The following is a 23,383-nucleotide window of genomic DNA, read 5'->3' as shown; positions in this document are numbered from 1 at the left end:
ATTTAATGAAAGAGTCACTGTAATTTAAACCCCTGTTATTCACTACTATTATTTTCCGTTGTAGGCGGACCCTTACCCCTAATTTTAATTGAGCTTTTATGTAAACACGATAAATAAGTAAAGTCATATAAAACTCAATCTAAGCACCTTTTGGAATAGATATCTTACATATACATTCCGCCATTAACATGAATTGTTTGACCTGTTATATAATTTGCGTCTTCTGATGCTAAAAATGCAACAGCCTTAGCAACATCCAATGGATTCCCAAACTTAGCCAGAGGGATCTGACTAAGCATTTGAGACTTAATATCCTCTGGCAAGGCATCTGTCATATCTGTTGTAATAAATCCTGGAGCAACCGAGTTCACCGTGATATTACGACTTGCCAATTCTTTTGCAGATGACTTTGTTAAACCAATAACACCTGCTTTTGCAGCGACATAATTTGCCTGCCCTGCATTACCAGATACACCGACAATGGAAGTGATATTTATGATTCGGCCAGCACGTTGTTTCATCATTTGTCTAGTGACAGCTTTTGTACACAGAAAGACACCTTTTAAGTTCGTATTAAGCACATCATCCCACTCTTGCTCCTTCATACGCATAAGAAGATTATCTCGAGTGATACCAGCATTGTTCACTAAAATATCTACAGAACCGTATTGATCTATAGTTGAGCTTATTAGATTTTGAACATCATCTGATTGGTCGACATTCGCTTGAATTGCAAATGCCTTTCCACCAGTTGCCTTAATCTCTTCTACAACTGCATCCGCTCTATCTTTACTACCACTATAGTTTACAGCTACCATTGCTCCTTCTTTTGCTAAATATAGAGCAATATCTCTCCCTATCCCACGAGAGGCACCAGTTACAATTGCAGATTTACCATCTAATTTACCCATTTTGTGCATCTCCTAACTCTGTAATAACTTGCTGTAACGTCACTTCATCATACACACAATAAGTAGTTACAGATCGATCAATTTTTTTCACTAAACCACTTAACACTTTTCCAGGACCACATTCTACAAAGACGGTAGTTCCTAGCGCAATCATTTGTCGAATTGATTCTTCCCATCGAACAGGTGAATACAATTGTTCTACAAGCAAGTTTTTAATATGACTAGCATCTGTAACCGGTTCAGCAGTTACATTGGAAATTACAGGTATAGAAGCTTGTCGTAATTCGACCGCTGAAATAGCGGCGTCTAATTGCTCCGCTGCAGGTCTCATTAATTCGGAGTGGAATGGACCACTAACAACTAAAGGAATTGCTCTTTTTGCACCAGCTTCTTTTGCTTTACTAGAAGCCAATTCTACTCCAGAAGCGGTACCCGAAATAACAATTTGCCCAGGACAATTTAAGTTAGCTATTTGGACAACCTCACCATTTGCTGAAACAAAATCTGTGACAGCTGACAATTCTTCTCTGCCCAATCCTAGTATCGCTGCCATTGCCCCTTCTCCTGCTGGCACTGCCTCGTTCATATATAACCCTCTTTGATGAACCAATAAAACAGCTTCCTCAAAGCTTAGAACATTTGATGCAACAAGGGCAGAATATTCGCCTAAACTATGACCAGCAGTGAAATGCGGAATGATTCCAGCTTGTTTTAGTTTGTATGCAACCATTGAACTTGCAGTTAGCAATGCTGGCTGTGCATTATAAGTTTTAGTAAGATCCTCAGCAGGTCCATATAACATAAGCTCACTCAAAGAAACTCCTAATACCTCATTTGCCCGCTCATAGAAAGTACGGCATTCTTCATTATTCTCTACTAATTGTTGACCCATCCCTACTGATTGAGATCCTTGTCCAGGAAAGATAAAAGCTATTTTAGTCATTGGATGATTCCTTTCTTAATGTGGTAGAAATGATGTCTGCAACATTATGCTCCACCATTGTTCGAGCCTGTCTTATTGCATGATAGATTGCACGACCGTTTGAAGACCCATGGGCTTTAATAACAGGAGCCTTTAGTCCGAATAAACCTGCACCCCCATATTCAGAGTAATCTAGGGTATTTTTTAATCCTTTAAGTTCACTTTTAACCAATAAAGCAGAAATTTTCGTTTTAGCAGATGTATTAAAAGCTTCCTTCAATAAAGTAAATATACCCGAAGCAGTGCCTTCAATCGTTTTAAGTACCATATTACCAGTAAAACCATCTGTTACAACAACGTCTGCTACTCCAGTAAGTAAATCTCGAGATTCAACATTACCTATGAAATTGATCGGGGCGTCTTTTAAGAGAGTATATGTCGCTTTAGTTAGCTCGTTCCCTTTAATATCTTCTGTCCCAATGTTCAACAGCCCAACACGAGGATTTGAAATTCCTCGAACTTTCTCAGCATATATACTACCCATAACCGCAAACTGCTCTAAATGCTCTGGTTTAGCATCCGCATTAGCCCCTAAATCCAGCATAACAAATCCTTTGCCATCTAGTGTAGGTAAGGTTGGCGCTAAAGCAGGTCGATCTACTTGATCGATTCGACCAACTATAAATAATCCTGCTGCCATTAAAGCACCAGTATTCCCGGCTGACACACATGCATTTGAGTCTCCATTTTTCACGGATTCCGCCATTTTAACCAGCGAGGAATTTTTCTTTCTTCTAATTGCACGAACAGGTTCATCCGTTCCTTCAATTACTTCATCTGTATGTATAACCGTTAAACGTTCATGATGTCTGATTAAAGAAGCAAGCTTCCCCTTATCACCGTATAGTTGAATTTCTACATCAGCGAACGCATCTAATGCCTCATAAACACCCTTTACAATTTCATGGGGAGCATTGTCGCCGCCCATTGCATCTATCGAAATTTTCATTTTTTATCACCTTTTTTATGACATTGTAACTCTGTACATACTAAATTGACCTACGAAAACAGTCTCATTTTCAACTTTACTAGTTACCTCTATTATCGTACTATTCTTTTCGGCATCACTATTTGTTACTACCGCTTTTGCAATTACACGATCACCTGCTTTTACAGGTTTGACAAAAGTAAGGTTTGACTTTCGAGTGAGTGCAAGATCATCATTTATAACCGCAACAGCCAGTGAATTTGCCTGGGCAAATAAATGGTGTCCTCTTGCTATACCATTTCTAGCGAATACATGATCTTTTGTAATATCCAATATCGAAATGGCTTGCTTATCAAGATCTATATCTATAATCTCTCCAATTACTTCATCAATTGGAAGGGATTTGACCTCTTCTTCAAAGTTATGAGCAGCTACAGATTTAATACGTTCCCGCAATTCTGGAATAGATAATTCCATTCTATCCAATCGAATAGTTTGAACGCTCACTTTGAAAGTAGAGGCTAAATTTTCATCTGTAATAAACGGATTTTTTTCTAGCGTCTCTAGAAGTAATTTCTGCCTATCTTTTTTGGAGTATTTCATTTCTTCACCACCATTTTAGCACTTGGTACTAATATCAGTATATAAATATTAAAAAAAGAATGCAAGAATTGATTCAAAATCATTCTTACATTCTCTTTAATCAATTCGTTCACCGTCCATAGCTTTTGAATTGATTAGTATATCCCTAAGCAAGGTCATTTCATCAGAATTCCAAAATTCTTCAGAGTCTAATAACCTCTCTGCATCTACCTTAGCAGTATTCAAAGCCCTATAATCGTGTACAAGATCTGCTACTTTAAACTCTGGAAGCCCACTTTGCTTTTTCCCGAAAAAGTCGCCAGCTCCTCGAAGCTCTAAATCTTTTTCTGCTAGGACAAATCCATCGTTTGTCTCGGTCATGGAAATCATTCGCTCTTTTCCTTCTTCGGACTTTGGATCAGCTAGCAATATACAATACGATTGATATTCACCTCGACCAACTCGCCCACGCAATTGATGAAGCTGAGCTAAACCAAAACGTTCTGCATCGAAAATAATCATAAATGTTGCATTCGGAACATTCACGCCAACCTCTACAACAGTAGTGGAAACTAATACTTGGATGATGCCTTCTGAGAAATCTCTCATTACTGCTTCTTTCTCATCAGAATGGAGTCTTCCATGCATTAATCCAACTGTAGAGTTACCCTTCAGTTCCTCAGACATCATATTATACACATCCACTGCATTTTGGACATCGAGCTTTTCAGACTCCTCGATTAAGGGACAAATTATATAAGCTTGTCTCCCAGCGGCCAGTTCATTTTTTAATCGAGCTATTAGTTTATTTAGCTGATCAGGCTTCATCCAATGAGTTTCTATTTTCTTACGACCTGCAGGCATTTCGTCAATAATGGAAACATCCATTTCACCAAAAGCCGTAATTGCTAAAGTACGAGGTATAGGAGTCGCAGTCATAAAAAGGACATCTGGATTTTCACCTTTATCTTTTAGGACTCTCCGCTGCTCCACTCCAAATCGATGTTGCTCATCTGTTATAACTAGACCCAGCCTTTTAAATTCAACATCTGGTTGAATTAATGCGTGTGTACCTATCAAAAGATCTATAGTTCCAGCTTCAAGATTTTCTAATACTGCTCTTCTTGCTTTAGCTTTTGTAGAACCTGTCAGCAATGCAATTCTGACACCCATTGGAGATAGCCATTCATCAAGTGAGCTTGCATGTTGCTCAGCTAATATTTCTGTCGGTGCCATTAGCGCTCCTTGATACCCTGCTGTAATAACTGCATATAAGCAAATAGCAGCTACAATTGTTTTCCCGGATCCAACATCGCCCTGTAGAAGGCGGTTCATACGATGAGGTTCACGTAAGTCTCGACATATTTCATTTACTACTCTTTTTTGAGCACTTGTCAGTTCATAAGGTAAAGTTTCTATTAATTTTTTAACTAAGTCATTATGGAAGGCAATCCCATTTCCGATGTTTTGTTCTTTTCGCACCTTTTTTATAGCCTGCATTTTTAATTGAAAAACTAGTAATTCCTCGTATACAAAGCGTCTTCTCGCATCTTTAGAATGCTCCGCATCTAGTGGGAAATGAATACCTTCTAAAGCATCTGATATACTTGGTAAACGATATGGTACTCGAATAGACTCTGGTAATGGATCTACTAGGGATCCCTTCATTTGAGTTAATGCTTGCCTCATAAATTTTCGAAATGTTTTTTGATTGATTGAACCTTTAAGAGAATATACCGGTTCAAAATCCTGTAAGTCCGTTTTTGGACCAATCGAAAAAGTGGAGACATTAATAACCTGTCTACCTCGATCCCATTTTCCTGTGACTGTTACAATGGAACCAGGAATAATTTTATCTTTTAAATAACCTTGATTAAATAATACAGCTTTTATTAAATGCTGCCCTGCCAGAATACGGACTTGCATTCTGGATTTGTTCTTCCCTAAAAAAAGAAGTGAAGGCTCGCTTTCGACCCTTCCCTCTATCGTAACTCGTTCATTATGCGCTGTTTCTGCTAAGTTCTTCAGTCGGAAATCCTCGTGTCTATATGGAAATGTCATGACTAAATCCTCTAATGTAACAATTCCTAGATCCTGTAATGCTTTAGCTGTTCCAGTTCCAACTCCTTTTAAAGAAGTAACTAGATCATTCTTACTAGTTTCCACTTCCCACTACTGCCCCACCAAAAATTTTAGCTTCCAACCACTTACCGGTAGGAGTTGCTGCAAGACCACCCTGACCTGTTTCTCTTAGAGAAGCAGGCATCGTCTGTCCAATTTTATACATAGCATCAATTACTTCATCACAAGGAATTCGACTCGTCACACCCGCAAGTGCCATATCGGCTGCAACCAACGAATTAGAAGCACCCATGGCATTTCTTTTCACGCAAGGTACTTCGACTAGTCCAGCTACAGGATCACAAACTAATCCAAGCATATTTTTTAAGGTTATCGCAAAAGCTTCGGCACATTGAGCAGGAGACCCGCCAGCCATTTCTACTATTGCAGCAGCAGCCATTCCTGATGCTGATCCAACTTCAGCCTGACAACCACCTGCTGCTCCTGAAATAGAAGCATTATTTGCAACTACAAATCCAAACGCACCAGATGTGAACAAGTAACGTATCATTTGCTCTCTTGTAGGATTCAATTTGTTTTTAACCGCAAATAAAGTACCTGGAACTACTCCTGCAGACCCTGCTGTAGGCGTTGCACATATCGTTCCCATAGCAGCATTAACTTCGTTAGTTGCTACAGCTTTGCTTACGGCATCTAACATCAGCTCTCCAGTTAACGTATTCCCTTTTTTAAGATAGTTTTGTAGTAGAACAGCATCCCCACCAGTTAAGCCTGAAGTAGACTGAACCCCGCGTAATCCTTTTTCTACAGCTTCTTCCATCACCGTCAAATTACGATCCATTTGAGCCATTATTTCTTCTCTTGAACGATCCGTAATCATTATTTCTTGTTCTATCATTATTTCGGAGATAAGTTTATTTTCCTGGGTTGCTCGCTCCACTAATTCGCGAACATTACGAAATAGAACTTCCATTTGTATTCCCCCTTAATCGGCGATTCTAGTTACTTGCGTAATATTAGGTAAATCGCTGATTTCTTTTAATAGTTGTGCATTCACATTTTGATCGACTTCAATAACCATTAATGCCATATTCCCTTTTTCTTTACGTGAAACTTCCATATGTCCAATGTTAATATCATATTTTGCCAAACAGTTCGAAACACTTGCAATACATCCTGAACGATCCTCGTGAACTACTAAAATAGCAGCTAAATCACCAGATAGACGTAGCGGAAAACCATTTAACTCAGTAATTTCCGTCTTTCCTCCACCAATTGAGATTCCGACCATAGACATTTCTGAAGTTTCGTCACCAATAACGATGCGAGCGGTATTCGGGTGCTCAGTATTTGCAGTTTCTGGTATAAATTCATATGTTAAGCCTGCTAGTTGTGCATCTTCAAACGCTGTCTTAATACGTTCATCAAATGTATCGTAATCTAGCAATCCACCAATAATAGCTTTGTCTGTTCCATGTCCTTTATAAGTTTCAGCAAAAGATCCATATAAATGTATTTTAGCCCATGTAGGCTGTTTTCCAAATAAGTCTCTAGCCACTCTTCCAATGCGAGCCGCCCCTGCAGTATGTGAGGAGGAGGGACCAATCATGACAGGTCCGATAATATCAAAAACAGATTTAAATTTCACTGATTAAACCTCCACAAGATGTTTTAGTAATCCCATTTTACACTCAAAGCAGAAAATAAACAAAGTATTGTATTTTGTTAAGTTAAGTGTTGAGCAAATGGATTACGAAGATATATTATCTATTATATGTTTTGAAGTGAATCGAGACAATATAAGGAGTGGTTAGATTTAAAGGATAAATTTTCCCTTCCACATGTAAATCTCACTTAGGAGCAAGAAATCAGCTTGGTTAGCATATTAATTTTCATATGAATGAATCAATTTCATAAAGAATATTATATAGTTAAATCCGAACAAAGCTGATTTCCGCTCTAGGCGGCGCTTTCAGCGGGCACGGCTTCAATCTCCTCGTCCCTACGAAAACATATGCTCCTGCTGTTACTCGTGCTGGTCCCGCTGGAGTCGCCGCCTACCACTCCAATCAACGGGATCGCTTTAAAAAAAACAAATAATATATTGCGATATTAAGTAAACATTCATTTTTAAAAGAAACAAGTAATTATGAAATTGACTCGAATAAAGCAAGAAAAAACCATGTAGAGAAAAATTCTCCACATGGTTTTTGTATTATTCTACAGATAAAATATATGGGTATAATGGCTGTTTACCATTATAGACTTCTACTTCTACATCTCCGTATTGCGCTTCGATAAAAGCAGCAAATTCGTTTGCTTCCTCTTCACTTACGTCTTCTCCGTATATGACAGTAACAATTTCAGCTTCTTCGTCCATTAATGATTGGATCAAGCTAGTAGTTACCTCTTTTAAGGAAGGATTAGAAAGAACAATCTTACCTTCTGCAAGCGCCATAAAATCGTCTTTTTTGATTTCTACACCATCTATTGACGTATCACGAACAGCAAATGTAACTTGTCCAGTTTTGACATGTGCATATGCTTCAGTCATATTGTTTTTATTTTCGTCTACGGTTGCTTGTGGATTAAAGGCTAATATTGCAGCCATTCCTTGTGGGATAGTTTTAGTAGGAACTACCGCAGCTTCAATTCCCAGTATTTCCGCAGCTTGTTCAGCAGCCATTACAATATTTTTATTGTTCGGTAAGATTAAAACTCGCTCAGCTCCAACTGCCTCTACAGCTTTAACAATATCCTCAGTTGAAGGATTCATTGTTTGTCCGCCCTCAATTATTGCTGATGCTCCTAGGCTTTTTAATAATTCCGAAACTCCAGGCCCCATCGCTACAGTAACAATCGCATATGGATGAATTTCAACTTTTTTTGCAGTTGCTTCAGAAGAATATCCTTCTCCAACGATTTCTGTATGCTGCTGACGCATATTTTCTATTTTTATCTTAATGAGGTCCCCGTATTGTTGACCGTATGTTAGAACCTCACCAGGCGTTTCTGAATGAATATGAATTTTAGCAATTTCATCATCAGAAATCACTAGTAAAGAATCGCCATATTCACTTAAATCATTACGGAATGCCGTTTCATTAAATGCTTTTTTGCCTTCTTCAAAACGAACCATAAATTCTGTACAAAAGCCGAATTCAATATCTGCAGTATCCATAAACCCTTGAACATTCATATGATGTTCAGCATTGACAAGGTCATCCATTGAAGTACCTATCGTTTTACTTGGCAACGCTTCACCTTTTAGACTTGCTAAAAACCCTTCATATACAAATACAAGTCCTTGTCCGCCACTATCAACTACTCCAACTTCTTTTAATACAGGTAATAAGTCTGGTGTTCTATCTAAAGATTTTTTTGCTTCTATTACAATTGCTTCCATTAGTTCACGAATATCATCCACATCTTCGCTAACCTCTACAGCTTTTCTAGCAGAATCCTTTGCGACAGTTAAGATGGTACCTTCTACTGGTTTCATTACTGCTTTATATGCAGTTTCAACACCGTAATTAAGTGCATCTGCAAATTGTTTTGCATTTAATACATCTAATTGTTCAATCGATTTACCGAAACCACGGAACAATTGTGATAAAATAACGCCTGAATTTCCACGAGCCCCCATAAGTAACCCTTTAGAAAGTGCTTGAGCTGTTTTTCCAATATGTTCATTTGTATGTGCAGCTGTTTCTTTTGCACCTGAAGTCATGGATAAGTTCATATTAGTTCCTGTGTCACCATCTGGAACAGGAAATACATTTAATGCATCTACATAATCTGCGTTCTGGAAGAGATGATGCGCTCCCATCTGAACCATGTCTGCAAATTGGATACCATTGATTGATTTCATTATTTTCTCTCCTTATTTACACGTTAGCCACGCGAACTCCTTGAACATACACATTAACGGATTTCACTGACATACCAAGAGATTTGTTTAGTGTGTATTTTACTTTTGACTGTACTTGATAGGCTATTTCTGAAATTTTCGTACCGTAGCTAACAATTATATACATATCAATATGTAGATTATCTTTTTCTTGTCTAACTAAAACACCTTTAGTGAAATTTTCTTTTCTTAATATATCTGTTAATCCATCTCGAATTTGATGCTTTGATGCCATACCAACTATCCCATAGCATTCAATAGCTGCTCCACCAGCAATTTGAGCAACTGTATCTTGTGATATATCAATTAGTCCGAATTCATTTTTCAATTCAATTGACATGATAAGACCTCCCAAGTCTTTTTGACTATCCTTTATTGTACTACACCCATTAAAATTATAAAAGAGACGTTTACATTCGTCCACTTTTTCAATGTTTTAGTGATATGTGTTAGTTAGTAAATGAATAAACTTTTAAGTAAATTTGGGAAATCAGGTAAAAAGACACTCTGTCCTTTACTAGTCCTAAGAATACCCTTTTTAAAGATTTTCATAACTAATTTAGAGCCTCTGCGTTGTATACTGTCTTTTTATTCTATAGGCACTTAAAGTCCATAAACACAGATGAAATAAACTCAAGAAGCATTTATATCCTAATATTTAATGAATGATTTGATCTTAATTTAACTTTACTTGCTCTCACCTATCGTTTACTTGCTTCCACCTACAGCTTACTTGCGGTCGCAAAGGATTTACTTGCTCTAAGTCTATATTTACTAGCGATCTATTACCAATTACTTGTGGAAAGGATAATTTTACCAAGATATTTTATTCCTAATGGGGAGAATCAAATTACTAAAGTTACTTTCTACTCGTTGGGTCGAATGCATTGGATAATGCCTTTATATGACCCTGGCATATTCATCGTGTTTATCATAAACGTTTGATATTAATTTATGATTAAGGACTACTACTTAACTGATTGTAGCGTAAGGCGGCGACTCCAGCGGGAAAAGCGTTAGATGAAGACCCCGCAGGAGCATATGTTGGCCAGCTCCAGACGCCAGCAGCTCGATCGCTTCAGAATTGTAGAAAAGGCAAAATACGCCTTTTACTACAATTCTTCCAGCCCTTTTCACTGCTAAACGGCATCTTGCGCTTTTCTATGCTGTAAAGGTTTTTTTCTTGATAAGTCTTGCACTTCATTATGGTCTGTGGTAAATTATTAAAGTATGTGAAATATCGAACTGAAAAATCTTTCAGCTTCTTTTTTAAAGGAGGAAATATAATGCCAAAAGTATGTGCAATCACTGGGCGTAAAGCTCGTTCGGGTAATGCTCGTTCTCACGCAATGAACTCTACAAAACGTACATGGGGAGCTAACCTTCAAAAAGTACGTATTCTTGTAGACGGTAAACCAAAACGTGTATGGGTTTCTGCGAGAGCTTTAAAATCAGGAAAAATTGAGCGCGTTTAATCGCCCTCATAATTAATGCCAGGCCGACACAAGTCGACCTGGCATTTTTTCATTTCTTCTTCTCTTCTTTTTTAAATAGCCGTATACAAACCTTCACAAAACTACTCACCGATTTAGGCAATCTAAATGTGTAGACCTTCACACAATTCCTCCCTTTTAGTCGCTGCTTCTTATCATTAAACATATGCCCGCAGTAAAAGAGATAGTACCAGTTCGATCTTTAAGTTCATTGCTTGTAAATTTAGCATTACCAACATTTATATACTCATCATCTACATCGTATAGAAAACCTTGTAAATTCATATTCTTCACATGTTCTCCAAAAGAGAAGAAAGAAACATACTTATAATGATTATCAAAACTAATGGTATGAGTTCCCGATGGTAAAAATTGAATGATATTTTGATTGTTTTGGATGGTAAAAATAATAGTTGGATTTTCCATTTGAAAACGACAAATATCATGGAGTGCCGCTTCATAATGATCTAAACGTCCACCAGTAACTCCTGTTACGATTACTTCTTCAGGTTTATATTCTAAAGCAGTGAGTATTGCAATATGAGTATCGGTTTCATCTTTTTCCATTTGTAGTTCTGTTACTTTTTGTATTTTTTGCTTCATGAAACTTTGCTCTTCTAGCGTAAGTGAATCAAAGTCCCCTATAGCTTCATTTGGCAATATTCCCGCTTCTAGCAGCCCCAAAGCTCCACGATCAGCGCCTATAAAAATAGCTTCATCTGTATGAAAAGGAAGTTGTTTAAAATCAACAACTTCCTTAGATGGTCCACCTGAACAAACTACTACTCGCTTCATTTTGGAACTACACTTAAACCAGCTTCTTTAATCGTTTGAAGGGCTTTTGCTTTGTCAGGAGCGTTATAAATTGCAGATCCAGCAACTAATATAGTAGCCCCTGCTTCGACACATGGTTTAATTGTTTCTTCATTGATACCACCATCAATTTCTATTTCAATAGATAAATTACGTTCTTTAATAATATCTGATAACTGCTTTACTTTAGGTACAACAGAATGTATAAACTTCTGTCCACCAAATCCTGGATTAACAGTCATGAAAAGAACCATATCAATATCCTCTAATACATGTTGTATTGTTTCGATCGGTGTATGAGGATTTAAGACTACTCCAGGTTTTACACCGAATGAACGGATTAGTTGAATCGTTCTATGCAAATGTGGACATGCCTCTACATGAACTGTAATGTAATCTGCTCCTGCCTTGGCAAAAGATTCAATGTATTGATCCGCATTTTCGATCATCAAATGAACATCTAAAGGTAGCTTCGTGAGTGGGCGAAGCGCTTCTACAACAATTGGGCCCATCGTAATATTCGGAACAAAATGCCCGTCCATTACATCAATATGAATCAGTTCTGCACCCGCTTTTTCAACTTCTAATACCTCTTCTCCTAATTTAGAAAAGTTTGCTGCTAGTATAGACGGCGCTATTTTCACCATAATTTAGTACCTCGGCTTTCTATCCATAATTTCTTCTAAGAATTGTAAATAATGTTTGTACCGATATGATTTTATCTCCCCGGTATCGACTGCTTCTTTCACTGCGCATTTTGGTTCTTTTACATGCATACATTCTCGAAACTTACAGTCATTTTGCTTTACCACAAACTCAGGGAAACAACGGTAAAGTTCCTCTTTTTCCATCAAATCAAACTCAAACGAACTAAAACCCGGTGTATCTGCAAGTAGTCCTCCGCAAACCTCAATAAGTTCCACATGCCTTGTTGTATGCTTACCTCGTCCTAATGCGTTGGAGATTATACCTGTTTTTAAATCTAAGGAAGGTAAAATCGTATTTAACAAGGTTGATTTACCCACTCCGGATTGGCCTGCTAGAACGGTTGTTTTACCTTCTAATAAAGGAGTAATTTTCTCATCAAACGCAGGATCATCTTTATATGTCATAAACAACTGATAACCTATTTTTTCGTAATCCTTCATATATTCCCTAATCTGAGTTTCTAGTTTCTCATCCATCAAGTCGCTTTTAGTCAAACAAATAATAGGCTCAATATGAAATGATTCTAATACAACCAGAAAGCGATCCAATAAGATTGTATTAAAATCAGGTTCTTTAATTGAAAATACCAGTATTGCTTGATCAATATTAGCGATAGGTGGACGGACCAAATTATTCTTTCGTTCATGGATGACTGTAATTGTACCGTCATTTTTTCCTTCCACTGTATAATCAACAAAGTCACCAACTAATGGTGATTCACCTCTGTTTCTAAATACACCTCTTCCACGACATTGAATAACCTTTCCATTATCATAAACATAATAAAATCCGCTTAATGCTTTTCTAATTTGACCTGTTGGCATCCGAAACCTCCCTATTCTAAATCTTCATACGGTATTGTCTCTCGTACAAACTCAGTGGAGTTTATATCAATCCGATATGTTGCTTTTTCACCTTCACTAATTTCTAATTTCAATTGTTTTACTACCGTTTCAGTTAAGACAAATTCTTCGACTGGCTCGGCCATTGTACGAGTTTTATCTTGAATATAAATTCTAACTACTTGCTCTTGAGCAACAGGTTGCTCGTTATTTTCTTCCTCATCACTACCATTTTCTTCATCCGCTTCTTCTACTACAGGCTGTTTATAAGGGATCGTAACAGATTTTACGACAGTCTTTGTAGGCTTGGCCTTTGGACCATCCGAAATAGTTACTTCTATCGTGCTTCCAGGACTCACTTTTGTATTTGGTTTCGGTGTTTGATTTATCACATTTCCTTTTGGAACGGAGTCATTTTTACTCTTCACATATTTTATTTTAAATCCAGAAGATTTTTCATAATCCTTCAAAGCTTTCTCGTTCCAATCAGTCAAATCGCTAACCGTACGTAAGTCAGGACCTTTACTGACAGTAAATAGAAGATCCGTTTCATCTGGAATAATTTCTTCACCTACACCTGGTGTCTGCTCAATTATAGTACCTTTGGGCTGGTCGTCAAAAGCTTCCTCTGTTTCTATATTGAAATTTTGTAATAATATTTTTACTTGATCTATATCTTTACCGACATAATTTTCAAGGACAAAGGATTCTTTTCCTGAAGAAACAAATAAATGAATTTCAGTATTTTTTTCACGAAGCTTGCCCGCTTCCGGTGTCGTTCGAATTATCTTGTTTTCTTCTACTTCTTCTGAAACCTCTAATGTTTCATCGCCAATTATAAATCCTTCTGACTCTAATTGTTCAATAGCTTCTTCTAGTTCTAGGTTTGATACATCTGGTACTGGTATCTTATCAGCCTTAAACAGTCCAGGAAAAACGATGAACAAAAGCAATAATAAAAGAATTATTCCCCCTAGAATTCCACCAATTATTTTCCGTTTTTTGTTCTTATTTTTTGGCTTTACCGGTTTCGTAACCTTATTTGAAGCGGACATTTTTTTTGTTTCAGTAACTTCATCAAATGAAACAGGCTCTTTAATAACTGGCAATACCTTCGTGGCATCATCATCAACAGCTACTACGAATTTCTCCTCACCAGCTCTTTCAGGAGATAATGCAGTAGCCAAATCCGCTTCCATTTCTTCTGCAGAACGGTACCTGTCCTTCGGGTCTTTCGCTGTGGCTTTTAACACTACATTTTCAATACTTTGCGGTATAGATGGAATAATCTTTCGTATCGATGGCGTTTCTGTTTGTAAATGTTTTAATGCGATTGATACCGCGGACTCTCCTGAAAATGGGAGTTGTCCAGTTAAGAGTTCAAATAAAACGATACCTAATGCGTAAATATCTGACTGTTTTGTTGCCGTACCACCTCGTGCTTGTTCAGGCGATAGATAATGTACTGTACCTAATACAGAATTCGTCTGGGTATAGGAAGTTGCACTTAGTGCCATCGCAATACCAAAATCAGTTACCTTTACATTTTCCTCTTCATCCAACAAAATATTCTGCGGTTTAATATCTCGGTGAATAATATGATTATTATGAGCGGTTGAAATAGCCGACGTAAGTTGCTTCATAATCATTACAGATTTCGTTGGGGAAATCGGTGCATTCAGCAGTATGTATTCTTTTAACGTTTTGCCCTTAACATATTCCATGACAATATAGTGAATATCTTCATCTTCACCTACATCGTAAATATTGACAATATGGGGATGGGTAAGGCTTGTTGCAGAAAGGGCCTCACGTTGAAAACGACGGTGTAATTCTTCTTCATTAGAAAAATCATATCGCAACACTTTGATCGCTACATCACGATCTAAAATCATATCATGTGCCAAGTAAACATTGGACATGCCGCCTCCGCCAATCATTTCAAGTAACTTGTATCTGCCACTTATTCTTTTACCTATTAGCATCCTCACACCTCCTTGTCGTTGTTAGATAATAGGATTAAAGAAATATTATCTTCTCCGCCTGACTTATTTGCCTCATCTACTAAAACTTGCCCTTTTTCTTCAAGCGTCTTTTTAGAATATAAAATGGACTGCATAAATGATTCACTTATCTTATTGCTTAAACCGTCTGTACAAAAAAGTAAATAAGAGTTTGGGTGAAAAACAATCTCATAAAAGTCTGGTTGAATTGTACGTTCAGTACCAATCGCTTTCATTAATACATTTTTATTGGGATGTGTCTTCGCTTGTTCCTCACTAATTTCCCCAGAATCTATAAGAACATTTACATACGAATGATCTCGAGTAATTTGAAGGACTTGCTCGGGTGATATTAAATAGACGCGGCTATCCCCAACATGAGCGATAATTCCTTGATGATTTTCAAACAAACCAGCGATTAATGTCGTACCCATACCTGCACATTCTGCACTCACTTTAGAATGCCTACTAACAGTTTGGTTGATCGATTGAAATGTATAGGTTAACCAATCTCTAGCTTTTACGATAAACGGATTGAATGCAGCAAAATATTTTTTAAACTCAGTAACAGCAAGCTCACTCGCAACGTCTCCTGCTTTATGACCACCCATACCATCTGCGATTACAGCCAATAACCGTCCGTCTTCTCGCAAAAAAACCTCTACTCTATCTTCATTTACCGTTCTTTTCATTCCTACATCCGTCTTCACAACAAACTTCATCTTATCATTCACCTCTTTTGAATTTGGCAAAGAGTGGTCTCTATTTCTTTTTTTGAAATAGAGCTACATAAAATCCATCACTACGTAAATCTTGTGGGAAAATCTGAAGCGTTCCTTCGTTTTTCTGATTCTTTATACGTTTAATAACGTCTGGAAATTGTTGAAGTTCCATATCAGGATGTGCATTTAGAAATAGCTGAGTCGTTCCTTCGTTTTCTTCTAAATCAACTGTACACGTACTATAAACCATTAATCCATCCGGTTTTAATAGTTTATATGCTTCTTCTAGTAAGTTCATTTGAATTGGTTTAAGGGAAGCAAAATCCTTCTCCTTCTTTGTATACTTAATATCAGGTTTACGTTTCATCACGCCAAGTCCACTGCATGGCGCATCCACAAGTATGCGATCAAATGATTGTTCTGCATAATTCTCACTAGCTTTTCTTCCATCCATCTCCACTGTTTCGATAAAACTAAAGCCTAAACGCTCTGCATTTTCTTCCACTAGCTTTAATTTATGCTGGTGAATATCCATTGCCACTAGTTTCCCTGTGTTTTTCATTTTTTCGGCAATATGAGTAGTTTTACCTCCGGGTGCCGAACACATATCAAGAACGGTCATTCCGGGTTCCGGTTGAAGAACATAAGCGGGAATCATCGAACTTTCATCTTGAATTGTTACAAATCCCTCCTGATAAGCAGTTGTTCTAGCTGCTTGTCCGTTAAATAGGTATATACACTCTGGAATGATTTCACTTTTAGCCACAATATGTCCTTCTTGTGTCATTAGATGAAGTACTTGATCAACTGTACGCTTAAATAAGTTTACTCGCAAAGTTGTAACAGGTGGTTCATTATTTTCTTTCAGCATTTTCTCCGTCGTTTCAAAACCATATTGAGATATGAAACGCTTTACCATCCATAGAGGGTGGCTTGTTTCGATAGATAGTCGTTCTTCTTTATCCTTAATCTCTTCCGTAGAACGAACGCCTTCTCTTAAAATTGAGCGTAATATTCCGTTTACTGCTGAGGCAATCCCTTTATGTCCTCTTCTTTTCGCGATTTCGACCGCCTCGTTCACAGCCGCGTGATCAGGAATACGCGATAAATAATGGATTTGATACAGAGATAGGCGTAGTAACTGTTTAACCCAATCATCTAATTTACCTTTTACAAACGGTTGTAAATAGTAATCTAATGTCATTTTATATTGAAGTGTGCCATATGTTAATTCCGTAAGTAATGCACGGTCTTTCGGGTCAATCGTATACTTTTCTATCGTTTGGTGTAACAGCAAGTTACTATACGCTTGCTGCTTTTCAACAGCCATTAAAATAGTAAGAGCAGCATCTCGGACATTACCTGTCCAAATTTTTTCGCTTTTTTTCGTCATTCAAATATATCTCCTATTCGCAATTTCGAACCTACGCCACGCAAATAATCTTCTGCGGACATTTTCTTTTTACCAGCTGGTTGTAACTCATTAATGCGAATTGCTTCTGACTTTCCAGTTTGAACAGCAAAATGATCCGATCCAATTTCCACAACAGTACCAGGTTTTTCATTTGTTTGAATAGAGGTAGTATTCGCCTTCCAAATCTTAACTACCTGTCCATCTAAAGTTGTATATGCTACAGGCCATGGGTGAAGCCCACGGATTTGATTGTGTAATTGCAGTGCTGAATTATTCCAGTCTATTCTTTCTTGTTCACGTGAAATATTTCTAGCAAAAGTTACTTTTGTGTCATCCTGTTTAGTACGATTATTCGTTTTTGCAATAATCGAAGGCAATGTTTCTTTAAGAAGCTCAGAACCTACTGCACTAAGTTTTTCAAATAACATACCAGTATCATCATTATGCTCTATAGATATTTCGCTTTGCGATATGATATCTCCGGCATCTAATTTCTCTTCCATATACATTATTGTGACGCCTGTTTTACTTTGTCCATCTATAATTGCTTGATGAATTGGAGCTCCTCCACGGTAGGCAGGTAGTAACGAAGCATGAACATTAATACAGCCCAGGTTAGGAACATCCAACAGTTCTTTTGGGAGAATCTGCCCGAATGCAGCAGTAATGATTAAATCTGGCTTAAGAGCGATAATTTGCTTTAATTCATCTGATCCCTTTAGTTTATTTGGTTGAATGACAGGTAAACCAAGTCTAAGAGCTTCTTCTTTTACTGGAGGTGCTGTCAGCACTTTTTTTCTACCTACTGGTCGATCTGGTTGAGTTACTACAGCCTTTACTTTATAGCCTCCATCCACTAACATTTTTAGGATAGGTGCGGAGAATGCCGGGGTACCCATGAAGATAATAGATGTCATACTTCTTCCACCTCGTTTTCAAGTTCTTCTAACTCAACATAACGAATTACCTTTGTCGTAAATAAAACACCATGCAAATGATCTATTTCATGTAAAATGGCTCTGGCTTCATAATCCTCGGCTGTTAATTCATATAAAGCACCTGTTCGATCTTGAGCTTCTACCTTTACATGAAATGGACGCTCTACTTCCCCATAAATGTCTGGAAAACTTAAACATCCTTCCACTTCTATTTCTGATCCCCCGATTTCCACTATCTCAGGATTAATCATTTCGATAATATCCTGTCCTTCACCTAGGTCTACGATAGCTGCTTGAATAGCCTCTCCGACTTGTGGAGCAGCTATTCCGATTCCATCAGAAGCTACCATAGTGTCGTACATATCATCCAAAAGTTCGGCTAGTTTTGCATCAAATACAGTAATTTCTTTACATTTCTTTAATAATACATCATTTGGATGTGTAATAATTGATCGTATTGCCATTTCTTTTCCTCTTTTCAAACACCTTATAAAATAGTGGATGGATCCAGATCAATTGTTAAAATGATTCCTTTTTTTATCCACTCGGTTCGGTATATTTTGATTAATTGTTGGAGTTTTTCTACTAATATTGGTTCTTTTTTGTATTTTATCAAACATTGGTATCGATATCTATTTTGTATTTTACTGATTGCACTAGAAGTTGGTCCTATTACCATTGTGGTAGAAGATAAATTCGTTCGGAGCCAGTCGGTCGCTAGTTTTGCATATTCGGCCGCTAACAGGACATTTTCATGTGTAACCTGAACAAGTGTTAAATAGTAGAAAGGAGGGTATTCGAACTGTTTTCGCACCAACATTTCTTTATGATAAAAAGGCTCATATAATTGTGATCTTGAATATTCAATTGCATAATGCTCTGGAGTATACGTTTGGATGTACACCTGTCCTTCTTTGTCATGTCGGCCAGCTCGTCCACTTACTTGTGTCATTAGTTGAAACGTTTTTTCTGCTGATCTAAAATCAGCTAAGTGCAAAGTTGTATCTGCATTTAACACTCCAACCAGCGTAATATTTGGAAAATCCAATCCCTTGGCGATCATTTGAGTTCCAAGTAAAATATCCGCTTCTCCATCTCCAAATTGTTTTAAAATTCGTTCATGTGAACCTTTAGTTTTAGTCGTATCTACATCCATTCGTAGAACTCTTGCATAAGGGAATAATTTAGTTATCTCCTCTTCGACTTTCTGGGTACCCGTTCCGAAAAAGCGAATATGCTCACTTGAACATTCTGGACATTGCTTCGGCACTGGTTCTTCATGTCCACAATAATGACATTTTAACTGCTCACCCTCTCGGTGATAGGTAAGCGAAATATCACAATTGTCGCATTCAACTACTGTTCCACAATCTCGACATAAAACAAAGGAGGAAAATCCTCTTTTGTTTAAAAATAAAACGATTTGTTCATTTTTCTCTAACTTTTCTCTGACAGCATCTGCTAGCCCTACACTGAACATAGAACGATTTCCGTTTTTTAACTCAGCACGCATGTCCACTATATTTACAATCGGCAATGACTGTTCCTTTGCACGCATATTCAACGTCAATAAAGTGTAGACATCTTTAGTAGCACGAGCATACGATTCAAGTGAAGGAGTAGCACTGCCTAAAATGACTGGGCAGTTATGAAATTCGCTTCTCCAAATTGCTACATCTCTAGCATGATACCTCGGTGTATCTTCCTGTTTATAGGTAGACTCATGCTCTTCATCTAAAATGATTAAGCCAAGATTTTTAAAAGGAGCAAATATTGCAGATCTTGCTCCAACAACAACCTTTACCTCTCCACGCCAAATTTTACGCCACTCATCAAACTTTTCGCCGGCTGACAATCCACTATGCATCACAGCTACTTGATCATCAAAACGCAATTTAAATCTTCTAGTCATTTGTGGAGTCAATGATATTTCAGGCACAAGCATAATGGCTTGTTTGCCTTCATTGATTGACCTTTCAATAGCATTCAAATATATCTCTGTTTTACCGCTACCAGTAATACCATGTAACAGAAAAGTAGTATTCTGATCATTATCCTGCGCATCATTAATCTTTTGAAGTGCTTCTTGCTGTTCATCCGTCAATTTAAATCTTCGGTCTTGATCACTATATTCTAGGCTGTTTATCTCACGGTATATTTCTTTATTTTCCTTTTCTAAAATTCCTTTGTCGATTAAAGCTTTAACCGTATGATTATTAGTTTTTGCAAAATTTTTAAGTTCTTCCATTGTAAACGAAGGTTGCTTTTGTATTAATAACCATTCAATTAACTCTTTTTGTTTAACAGCATTCTTGGGAAGTTCATTAAGTTGAGTATGAACTAATTCCACGTCCTCCACTTTACGATACTTAGCAATTGTTTTCACTTTAGCATTTTGTTTAATAACAGTTTCTAACCGAAAATTTCCTTGATTCAAATATTTTTTCATCAATCGTAATAAACCAGCTTTTTCAAATACTTCATAAGCAATAGTTTCTTTTGCACCAAATAATGCCAAAGATTCTATATCTACTCCATCTGGTTCTACAAGCATAATTTCTTTTTTATATGTGGCACGAAGAGCAGCTGGCAACATGACTTGCAGTGCATCTATTTCATAGCATAATGTTTTATTGGTCATCCATTTCGAAAGTTGTAATAATTCTTCAGGAATTACGGGTTCCACGTCGATTATAGAAATAATCTCTTTTAGCTTAGAAACATCTAAATCAGAATGTACTTTAATATTCGTTATAAATCCTTGTACCTTTCTATTTCCGAAAGGAACATGAACTCTGCTCCCGCGTTCTATAACCGTTTCTAAATTTTCAGGAACTACATAGTCAAAAGGCCGATCGATAGGATAAGCTGAGACATCTACAATAACTTCTACTATCATTTAGAATCATCTTTTTCCAATTGAATAATTGTTTCCATTAATTGCATCGCAAGCTCTTTTTTGTTTTGATTTGGAAACTGCCGCTCTATATTTTTTCCAACTAACGTCACAGTATTTGTATCTGTTCCAAATCCTGAATCCTCTTCAGTCACATCATTTGCAATGATATAATCCGCGTTTTTCTTCACTAATTTACTTTTTGCATAATGGATAACATCATTTGTTTCTGCTGCAAAGCCTATTAACAATTGGTTTTTTTTTCGTTTACCTAGTTCTAAAAGAATATCTGTAGTTCTTTCTAATACAAGAGCTGAATCACCTGCTTGCTTTTTCATCTTTTGAGAATATACCTCTTTTGGCTTATAATCAGCGACGGCAGCAGTTTTTATGACCATGGAAGCTGTTTCAAAATGAAGTAACACAGCATCTAACATTTCTTTTGCACTTTCCACGGAAACTAGTGTTACATTTGTTGGGGGAACTAAACTGACTGGACCAGAAATCAATATAGTTTCTGCACCAAGACTTGCTGCAGCCTCAGCCATAGCGTATCCCATTTTACCACTAGAAAAATTAGTCAAAAATCGTACAGGATCTATTCTCTCTCTAGTTGGACCTGCTGTTACGACAACTTTTGTTCCTTTTAAAGGTAGTTCTTTCGGTACAAAATACATTCCAACCAACTGTACTATTTTTTCTGGTTCTTCTAATCGACCTTTCCCAACATATCCACAAGCTAAAAAACCTTCAGAAGGTTCGATAAACTGATAACCATCATTTGAAAGTTGGGCAATATTACGTATAACTGCAGCATTTTCATACATATGTACATTCATCGCAGGTGCTATCCATACATCCGCAGTTGTTGCTAGTATAGTTGTAGTTACCATATCATCCGCAATACCATTTGCTAATTTGCCAATTACATTGGCAGTAGCAGGAGCTACAATTACTAAATCTGCCCAGTCTGCTAAATCGATATGCGCAATAACGCTAGAATCTTTTTCATCAAATGTATCAAAATACACATCATTTCTAGACATAGCCTGAAAGCTTAATGGCTGTACAAATTCCATTGCTGATTTTGTCATCATTACTTTTACATTTGCCCCTGCTTGTGTCAATTTACTAACCAATGCTACTGCTTTGTATACGGCAATTCCACCGGTAACACAAACAAGAATTTTTTTAGAAGTTAACATCATGAATTCTCCCCTCTAAACAACAACCTCCCAAAGAACCGTACATTCTTTGGGAGGTTGCAGTTAATCCGCAGCTTATTAAGACATCTACTACGTATTGTTAAATATTATACTTCGTCTTCGTAAACTACAGAATCACTAGATGATTGTATAGTTAGTTCACCAGCTGCAACTTCTTCTAATGCTCTCCCAACTTGCTTATGAGATACATATGAAGTTAGACGTTCTCCGCCTTCTTCTTGTAATTGTCTTGCTCGCTTGGAAGCAACACTCACTAAAGAATATTTTGAATCGATTTGGGTTTTTAATGAATCTACTGATGGATATAACATTTAAAATTCTCCTTCCAGCATAGCTGAATATCTTTTTTCTACACGTTCACGTCGACAATGTTCGGCTACTACTATTGCATTGATTTTCGCACATGCTTTAGCCACTTCATCGTTTTCTACCACATAATCATATAAATGCATCATTTCAAGCTCTTGCCTTGCAGCTTTAATTCTTGAACTAATGACATCCTCCGTTTCCGTCCCTCTACCTATAAGTCTTTGCTCAAGCTCAGAAAGGCTTGGCGGTGCAAGGAAAATAAACAGAGCCTCTGGAGCTTTTTCACGAACTAGAGCTGCGCCTTGAACTTCTATTTCTAAAAAAACATCTCGTCCAGAATCTAATGTAGCGTTTACATAGTCAATAGGTGTCCCATAGTAGTTTCCAACATAGGATGCATATTCTAACAATTTACCTTGTTCGATCAGTTGTTCAAATTCTTCTTTTTGCTTAAAGAAATAATCTACTCCATCTACTTCACCTTCACGAGGGCTTCTCGTAGTCATGGATATAGAATACTCATAGTTTGTACCTGGCTCTGAAAATAATTCTTTTCGGACTGTCCCTTTACCTACTCCAGACGGACCTGATAAAACGATCAATATACCTTTTTCTCTTCGCATA

Annotated in this window: 23 protein-coding genes; 1 reads left to right on the top strand and 22 read right to left on the bottom strand. The window is 37.2% G+C overall.

Annotated features, from left to right (window positions below; all coding sequences use genetic code 11):
* Positions 1-164 precede the first annotated feature (164 nt).
* The 9 genes from fabG to MKY29_RS06735 form a co-directional block, all read right to left on the bottom strand.
* Positions 165-911 carry a 3-oxoacyl-[acyl-carrier-protein] reductase gene (gene fabG / locus MKY29_RS06775; protein WP_340879367.1) on the bottom strand — a complete coding sequence of 249 codons (747 nt, stop codon included), beginning with the start codon at positions 909-911 and terminating at the stop codon, positions 165-167.
* Positions 904-1,854 carry an ACP S-malonyltransferase gene (fabD, locus tag MKY29_RS06770; protein ID WP_340879366.1) on the bottom strand — a complete coding sequence of 317 codons (951 nt, stop codon included), beginning with the start codon at positions 1,852-1,854 and terminating at the stop codon, positions 904-906. Before fabD ends, fabG begins: the two co-directional genes overlap by 8 nt.
* A complete protein-coding gene (gene plsX, locus MKY29_RS06765; protein WP_340879365.1) occupies positions 1,847-2,842 on the bottom strand; it encodes a phosphate acyltransferase PlsX in 996 nt (331 codons plus the stop codon). The genes fabD and plsX overlap by 8 nt, the downstream gene beginning before the upstream one ends.
* A 15-nt stretch (positions 2,843-2,857) precedes the next feature.
* A complete protein-coding gene (gene fapR, locus MKY29_RS06760) occupies positions 2,858-3,424 on the bottom strand; it encodes a transcription factor FapR (protein ID WP_090562672.1) in 567 nt (188 codons plus the stop codon).
* A gap of 96 nt (positions 3,425-3,520) precedes the next feature.
* Entirely contained in the window at positions 3,521-5,569 is a 2,049-nt protein-coding gene (recG, locus tag MKY29_RS06755) for an ATP-dependent DNA helicase RecG (protein ID WP_340879364.1), read from the bottom strand.
* Positions 5,559-6,458, bottom strand: a complete 900-nt coding sequence (gene sdaAA, locus MKY29_RS06750; RefSeq protein ID WP_090562679.1) for an L-serine ammonia-lyase, iron-sulfur-dependent, subunit alpha — start codon at positions 6,456-6,458, stop codon at positions 5,559-5,561. Before sdaAA ends, recG begins: the two co-directional genes overlap by 11 nt.
* A gap of 12 nt (positions 6,459-6,470) precedes the next feature.
* A complete protein-coding gene (gene sdaAB / locus MKY29_RS06745) occupies positions 6,471-7,133 on the bottom strand; it encodes an L-serine ammonia-lyase, iron-sulfur-dependent subunit beta (protein WP_090562682.1) in 663 nt (220 codons plus the stop codon).
* Positions 7,134-7,700: 567 nt separating this feature from the next.
* The gene (locus MKY29_RS06740; RefSeq protein ID WP_093494437.1) at positions 7,701-9,356 is read right to left on the bottom strand and encodes a DAK2 domain-containing protein; all 1,656 of its coding nucleotides are present in this window, start codon (positions 9,354-9,356) and stop codon (positions 7,701-7,703) included.
* A 16-nt stretch (positions 9,357-9,372) separates the two neighbouring features.
* Positions 9,373-9,735, bottom strand: a complete 363-nt coding sequence (locus tag MKY29_RS06735; RefSeq protein ID WP_093494436.1) for an Asp23/Gls24 family envelope stress response protein — start codon at positions 9,733-9,735, stop codon at positions 9,373-9,375.
* 946 nt (positions 9,736-10,681) lie between these two features.
* On the opposite strand from MKY29_RS06735, the gene rpmB reads away from it, so the two are divergent.
* Complete coding sequence (gene rpmB, locus MKY29_RS06730; RefSeq protein ID WP_090562690.1) at positions 10,682-10,870, top strand: 50S ribosomal protein L28; 189 nt, start codon at positions 10,682-10,684, stop codon at positions 10,868-10,870.
* 49 nt (positions 10,871-10,919) lie between these two features.
* Here rpmB and spoVM read toward each other — a convergent pair whose 3' ends face one another.
* The 13 genes from spoVM to gmk all read right to left on the bottom strand — a co-directional run bounded on the left by spoVM (position 10,920) and on the right by gmk (position 23,382).
* Positions 10,920-11,054 carry a stage V sporulation protein SpoVM gene (gene spoVM / locus MKY29_RS06725; protein ID WP_235753847.1) on the bottom strand — a complete coding sequence of 45 codons (135 nt, stop codon included), beginning with the start codon at positions 11,052-11,054 and terminating at the stop codon, positions 10,920-10,922.
* Positions 11,027-11,683 carry a thiamine diphosphokinase gene (locus MKY29_RS06720; protein WP_093494435.1) on the bottom strand — a complete coding sequence of 219 codons (657 nt, stop codon included), beginning with the start codon at positions 11,681-11,683 and terminating at the stop codon, positions 11,027-11,029. Before MKY29_RS06720 ends, spoVM begins: the two co-directional genes overlap by 28 nt.
* The gene (rpe, locus tag MKY29_RS06715; RefSeq protein ID WP_093494434.1) at positions 11,680-12,348 is read right to left on the bottom strand and encodes a ribulose-phosphate 3-epimerase; all 669 of its coding nucleotides are present in this window, start codon (positions 12,346-12,348) and stop codon (positions 11,680-11,682) included. Before rpe ends, MKY29_RS06720 begins: the two co-directional genes overlap by 4 nt.
* Positions 12,349-12,351: 3 nt before the next feature.
* Positions 12,352-13,233, bottom strand: coding sequence for a ribosome small subunit-dependent GTPase A (rsgA, locus tag MKY29_RS06710; protein ID WP_090562700.1), 882 nt, complete (start codon positions 13,231-13,233; stop codon positions 12,352-12,354).
* 11 nt (positions 13,234-13,244) lie between these two features.
* Positions 13,245-15,236: a Stk1 family PASTA domain-containing Ser/Thr kinase gene (pknB, locus tag MKY29_RS06705; protein WP_340879363.1), complete on the bottom strand. Its 1,992-nt coding sequence runs from the start codon at positions 15,234-15,236 to the stop codon at positions 13,245-13,247.
* Between the two features lie 2 nt (positions 15,237-15,238).
* A complete protein-coding gene (locus tag MKY29_RS06700) occupies positions 15,239-15,976 on the bottom strand; it encodes a Stp1/IreP family PP2C-type Ser/Thr phosphatase (RefSeq protein ID WP_090562705.1) in 738 nt (245 codons plus the stop codon).
* A 40-nt stretch (positions 15,977-16,016) separates the two neighbouring features.
* The gene (rsmB, locus tag MKY29_RS06695; RefSeq protein ID WP_340879362.1) at positions 16,017-17,369 is read right to left on the bottom strand and encodes a 16S rRNA (cytosine(967)-C(5))-methyltransferase RsmB; all 1,353 of its coding nucleotides are present in this window, start codon (positions 17,367-17,369) and stop codon (positions 16,017-16,019) included.
* Positions 17,366-18,307 carry a methionyl-tRNA formyltransferase gene (gene fmt / locus MKY29_RS06690; protein WP_340879361.1) on the bottom strand — a complete coding sequence of 314 codons (942 nt, stop codon included), beginning with the start codon at positions 18,305-18,307 and terminating at the stop codon, positions 17,366-17,368. Before fmt ends, rsmB begins: the two co-directional genes overlap by 4 nt.
* Entirely contained in the window at positions 18,304-18,792 is a 489-nt protein-coding gene (def, locus tag MKY29_RS06685) for a peptide deformylase (RefSeq protein ID WP_340879360.1), read from the bottom strand. The genes fmt and def overlap by 4 nt, the downstream gene beginning before the upstream one ends.
* 23 nt (positions 18,793-18,815) lie before the next feature.
* Entirely contained in the window at positions 18,816-21,227 is a 2,412-nt protein-coding gene (priA, locus tag MKY29_RS06680; protein ID WP_340879359.1) for a primosomal protein N', read from the bottom strand.
* Positions 21,224-22,429, bottom strand: coding sequence for a bifunctional phosphopantothenoylcysteine decarboxylase/phosphopantothenate--cysteine ligase CoaBC (coaBC, locus tag MKY29_RS06675; protein ID WP_340879358.1), 1,206 nt, complete (start codon positions 22,427-22,429; stop codon positions 21,224-21,226). Before coaBC ends, priA begins: the two co-directional genes overlap by 4 nt.
* Positions 22,430-22,536: 107 nt before the next feature.
* Positions 22,537-22,761: a DNA-directed RNA polymerase subunit omega gene (rpoZ, locus tag MKY29_RS06670; protein ID WP_093494426.1), complete on the bottom strand. Its 225-nt coding sequence runs from the start codon at positions 22,759-22,761 to the stop codon at positions 22,537-22,539.
* Entirely contained in the window at positions 22,762-23,382 is a 621-nt protein-coding gene (gene gmk, locus MKY29_RS06665) for a guanylate kinase (RefSeq protein WP_090563572.1), read from the bottom strand.
* Between the last annotated feature and the right edge of the window lies 1 nt (position 23,383).

It is taken from the genome of Psychrobacillus sp. FSL K6-2365 (genome assembly GCF_038003165.1).
Classification (GTDB): domain Bacteria; phylum Bacillota; class Bacilli; order Bacillales_A; family Planococcaceae; genus Psychrobacillus; species Psychrobacillus psychrodurans.
The sequence above is the reverse complement of the archived record's forward strand: the minus strand, read 5'-3'. Positions and strand labels throughout refer to the sequence as shown.